Origin of the sequence: Sphingomonas sp. 66-10 (assembly GCF_001897045.1) — a bacterium.
Classification (GTDB): domain Bacteria; phylum Pseudomonadota; class Alphaproteobacteria; order Sphingomonadales; family Sphingomonadaceae; genus Sphingomonas; species Sphingomonas lycopersici.
Genome location: NZ_MKRR01000082.1, coordinates 1 through 4,405, shown reverse-complemented (window position 1 = coordinate 4,405; position 4,405 = coordinate 1). Strand labels below are relative to the sequence as shown.

The following is a 4,405-nucleotide window of genomic DNA, read 5'->3' as shown; positions in this document are numbered from 1 at the left end:
GATATCGCCTGCGGTAATCTCGTAGGTTTCGCGTCGATACTCAGCGCCGCCGGCGAGCGTCAGGGGGGCCGCGAGGCCGAGCGCAATGGGATAGGTCAGATCGAGATTGAAGTTGAGCTCGCGCTGCTCGAGCTTGCCCGGCTTGAAGCTTGTGGGCGAACTCAGGCCGAGGGACGGGTTCACGGTATTGGTAATGCGGTAATTGGCCGAGTTGCGCCCGTAAGACGCGCTCACGTCATAGGTGAGCCCGGAACCGACCTCTCCCTTCAGCCCGCCGACCAGGGACGAGTCGGTGATCGTCGCGCCGAAATCGGGCGTAAATCCGCCGGGATAAAGTTGACGGAAGCTGAAACGCGGTCCGCCGCGCGTGTTCGTCAGTGGAATACTCGTCGCGATGAAACTCGTATTCGGGTTGCGATAGAAGAAGGCAGTCGTGCCGCTGCTCCAACTATAGTTGCCGAACGCGTAGAACTTCATGGTATCGGTGAGATCGATGCCCGCGTTCACGAAAAGGCGCGCCGCTTCCGCAGCCGGATTGCCCCAACGTTGGGCGGGCACGGGCACACCCGGTACGCCTGCATCGATCAGCGCCTGCGCGTCAGGACGTTGGATGCCGCGTGAGGTCGGATTGCTGTTCGAATATTCGGCGCTGATATTGACGAACCCGCGTTCGGTGAACGGGAGGCCGACATTGCCTTGCAGGAGGATGTCGCGTCCATCGCCCTTATAATATTGACCATAGCGCGCGATCAGGGTGCCGCCCTCTCGATTGGTGCGCAGCCGGAAATTGAGTACGCCCGCGATTGCGTCGGAGCCATAGAGCGCCGAGGCTCCATCGCGCAGCACTTCGAGCTGGCCAATTGCGATCGACGGAATGGCACTAAGGTCCGGTCCTTGCGAACCGCGGATGTAGGGTATGTTGGTGAACTGGACGGTCGCGCCCCTGTGGAAGCGCTTGCCGTTGATCAGAACCAGCGTCTGGTCGGGCGGAAGTCCGCGTAGCGAGAAGGGGCGCGTGAACACCGCGCCATCGTTGCTGACGAACCGCTGAATGTTGAGCGAAGGTATTTCGGCGCGGAGGACATCGTTAAGATCGGCGCTGCCCTGCTGGGTGAGCCGGTCGCCGGAAATGATGTCGATCGGCAGGGGCGCATCGGCCGCGGTCAAGTCGGCGCGGCGAGTGCCAGTAACGACAATCTCGCCTTGGCCAGGTGTGGCTGAAGTCGAACCTGGTGGAGCTGAATCCGCAACCTGTGATCGAGCGGGCTGCGCGTATAGAGCGATCGCAATTACTCCCACCGCAGCGCTTGAACTAAGCCTCAACATGGCACCCCCTCCGCTTGTTTGCTTTGATCACGGCCGAATAGGACTCGGGGCGGGAAGCGGCCACCAAATATCACGAGACATGCTGATTCCGTTTGACGTAATCAAGAAAGGTTATAGCTTTTCGGGCATTCATCACAAGGATGCGACGCTTTGACGCCGACATAATGGCCATATCATCTTCGTGGGGGTATTTCCTGACAATCGCTATCCGACCGGAAAATCGCCGAACGATCAGGCGCCTCCCACATCGAACTGCGCGATCATCTCAGAATCCGCGCAATTGGGGCCTGAGGCGGTTGTGGCTGGCATAATGCAGCAGGGTTAATCTGGACTCGCTCAGCGGACGTCGAATGTTATGCGTGAGGGATTTTGGGTCGAGCCACGTATTAGGTTTGTAGGCTCCACGAACGCCGCGCCTGGCTGCGCGGGGCTCGCGCCGCCGGAAGTTTTGTGACCCGGGCACATGGGAAGCAAAGTGATCGGTCTGAGGATATATAGGAGGCTATCATGAGAAAACGCAGCATGATTGTGTATTTCGCGACAGTCCCGGGACTATTTTTTGGCATTTGGAGCGTTGCGAATGCCGATCCAGGGCACGGGCGCGATCAGCGCCGGGAGTCGCAGCAGCGTTATTATCCCGGACCAAACAACTCAAGAGTTCCATATCGGACGGGTTATTATCGGGACGGGAATCGGAGGCAGCAATATACTTATCCCTCCGACTGGAGGAAGTACAACCGACCTCAATCATGGTACCGGGGCCATCCCAATTGGCATACCTTCGATCACCCCGACTGGTATCGCGGGGGTTCAAAGCACTAAAGCCGCCGCTTTCACTTCTTAGGGCTGCTCGAGGAAAAGCGTGCGTTGGTCACGACTCAATCTCGCTAAAACGGGCGCGAGCCGTAACCAGCGTGCCTTCACAAACTTGCGAGCCGTCGTTCAGCCGAGATTTCAAACTATGCCAGTCTTCATGAAGCTACGGGATGTCGATTTGTTCCTGCGCAGCGCACGCACCGACGCGAGGATCAAGCGCTTGCAGCCCCGTGTTGGGGCAGCCGCAGCCTTGGAAGCCGTCTACGCTGCAAATCCGGATCCTTGGGCGGCAGCCTCGTCACGCTACCGCTACCAGAGCCGCAAATACGACGAGCTGGGTTCTTTGTTGCCGCCCGGACGCTTCCGGCGCGCCCTTGACCTCGGCTGTGGCCTCGGTCTGATGTCGCGCCGACTCGCTGGCTGTGCAGAAACGGTGTTAGGCATAGATGTTGCTCCGTCCGCCGTGAGGCGAGCGCGTTTACTGCACGCTGACCAGCCGAATATCCGGTTTGAGACGTGTGATCTTCTCACCCTGCCGCCATCATATGCTGGTAGCTTCGATCTCATAGTTGTCGCCGATGTCCTCTACTATTTGTCGCCGACGGACAATGAAACGTTGAAATCTACCGCCATGTACCTCGCAACGCTTTTGACACCCGGCGGCATTTGCATGCTGGTCAATCACTACTTTTTCCGTTTTGACGGGGACTCCCGCCGATCGCGCCGCATCCACGACGCCTTTGCCTGGTCGCCAGGCTTTACGGTGCAAGCTGAACACCGACGGCCTTTCTATCTGGTGACGCTGTTGCAAGGCACAGAGTTAGGAGTTAGCGGACCTGATCAGAGGCGTAGCGATAGAACGCCGGACTGAGGCGGTTGGCCTCGGAATCCGCAGCCTGTCGGCGCGCGACAGTTGACACCGCGAAGCGAGATATCCTGTCTGGCACATTTGAGACCGCGGTCGCGCGGACTTGGTATTCGCGCTTTGCAAGGCCGATCGCCAGAATGCGAACGTCGGTGATGTGCTCCTTCTACAACGCCATGCCACGCCGGCCAGGCACCATGTGATGCCCGTCAAGCGGGACATCCGCATGAGGGAATTGCGGGAAGCGAGTCGACTCGGGTCAGCGAAACATGGGGGGCGGCAGTTCCCCCCGTAAGATGCGAGTGTGGGCGCCCGACGTGTCAATCAGTGCACAACTTGGCGCCGGAATCTAAAGGAGAACAACCATGGAAATGTATATGGGCCTCGATGTATCCGCCAAAGGAACGTCGCTCTCAGTTCGGCGTGGAGGAAAACATATCTGTCAAGGAAAGCGCCCGCCCGATCCGGAAACGATTGGCCGGATGGTCAATACGCAGGTTCTAAGTGCTGGACGGACCGGCTTTGAAGCTAGTCCGTTGTCGGTCAACGTTCGACGGGCTAGTGGGGTGACTGTATGCCACGGCCTCCTTCGAGATACTACTTGTACATTTCCTTCGCTTTGTCAGGTCAGGTCTATACCTGCATGCTCATAATATCTTTGTAAGCCGAAAGCAGCTTGTTACGGAACTGAAGGGTTGCCTCGAAATTGACTGAAGCACGCGCCTGTATCAGCGCGACAGTCGCGATGTCGGTCGTCTCGCCGCGTTCGTATGCTTCGGTGGCCAAATCTTCCTGCTCGAGGTTGGCATTGACCTTCTGGACCGCTGTCTCCAGCGTCGAGGCGAAACTGGGAGTGGGCGTCCCGATGACGCCGCTTGCTGCGGGAGTGGCGCTTTGGCTTCCAAGTACGACATTTCGAAGTGTCGCGTTCCGGTCAAGAACGGCGGCACGCATCGCCATCACACTAGCGACCATGACGTCGCTCATCAGTTAGCCCTTGCCGTTGAAAATAGCACACCGCTCTAACGCTATTCTGTTAAAAATCTGCTAACTATCCGCGGAGCGTGCGAAACGCGGCCTTCGTGCGCAAATATGTTCGACGCAAAATGACGATTTCTAGGCCGTCTTGCAAAATCTTCCGGCAAAATTCGGCCGACAGTCATTGAAACTGAGCAAACAACATGAATTTTTTTGTATGAGCCACAGGCAGAACGGCATCTTGCCAAGTATCTGAAATTCAACTGAATGATCCGAGCTCGATGAAAGAAAGCTTGCGCGATTCTGAAAGGGGAGGCTACCAATGACGCTGTTGGAGCTGTGGCGCCGGTATGGCACGAGGTGCGGCTGGCGAGCTTCCGCTACCGCGCGTCCCCTCATCTTTTCTCGTTTGACTGTCCT

3 protein-coding genes are annotated in these 4,405 nt (G+C 57.8%); 1 reads left to right on the top strand and 2 read right to left on the bottom strand.

The annotated features are described in order from the left end of the window. The coding region (locus BGN95_RS07085; protein WP_286772089.1) for a TonB-dependent receptor plug domain-containing protein at nucleotides 1–1,167 on the bottom strand (1,167 nt) is incomplete at its 3' end. Between the two features lie 1,120 nt (nucleotides 1,168–2,287). Between BGN95_RS07085 and BGN95_RS07080 the strand changes: the two genes are divergently transcribed. Beyond that, nucleotides 2,288–3,013 carry a class I SAM-dependent methyltransferase gene (locus tag BGN95_RS07080; RefSeq protein ID WP_286772088.1) on the top strand — a complete coding sequence of 242 codons (726 nt, stop codon included), beginning with the start codon at nucleotides 2,288–2,290 and terminating at the stop codon, nucleotides 3,011–3,013. Nucleotides 3,014–3,640: 627 nt separating this feature from the next. Here the strand turns inward: BGN95_RS07080 and fliE are convergent. Further along, the gene (fliE, locus tag BGN95_RS07075; protein ID WP_286772087.1) at nucleotides 3,641–3,994 is read right to left on the bottom strand and encodes a flagellar hook-basal body complex protein FliE; all 354 of its coding nucleotides are present in this window, start codon (nucleotides 3,992–3,994) and stop codon (nucleotides 3,641–3,643) included. Nucleotides 3,995–4,405 lie beyond the last annotated feature (411 nt).

Coding starts and splice junctions, on each gene's coding strand:
- BGN95_RS07080 (WP_286772088.1), top strand. CDS start 2,288: ATGCCAGTCTTCATGAAGCTACGGGATGTCGATTTGTTCCTGCGCAGC.
- fliE (WP_286772087.1), bottom strand. CDS start 3,994: ATGAGCGACGTCATGGTCGCTAGTGTGATGGCGATGCGTGCCGCCGTT.